At 70.2% G+C, this 352-nt stretch carries 1 protein-coding gene; it reads left to right on the plus strand.

What is annotated here, in order from left to right:
* On the plus strand, positions 1 to 352 hold a 352-nt coding region (locus PUR61_RS24705; protein WP_329881576.1), incomplete at both ends, for a hypothetical protein.

The following is a 352-nucleotide window of genomic DNA, read 5'->3' on the forward strand; positions in this document are numbered from 1 at the left end:
CCCCGACACCGGCCTCGACGTCTACCACGGCCCCAACAAGGACCTCGGCGTCGTCACCGCCGACCGCGCCGACGTCAACGGCGTCAACACCAAGTGGGTCGGCGACCGCGCCGCCGGCAACGGCTGGATCGACTTCCCCCAAACCGGAACCACCGTCCACAAGAACGGCGCCCAGGACTTCGGCACCGTCACCGCCGAGACCGCCGACGTACAGGACGTGAGGACCGGATCGGTCAAGGGACGGACCCCCGACTCCGGCTGGATCGACTTCCCCGACACCGGCCTCGACGTCTACCACGGCCCCAACAAGGACCTCGGCGTCGTCACCGCCGACCGCGCCGACGTCAACGGC

Source organism: Streptomyces sp. BE20 (assembly GCF_036322525.1).
GTDB lineage: Bacteria > Actinomycetota > Actinomycetes > Streptomycetales > Streptomycetaceae > Kitasatospora.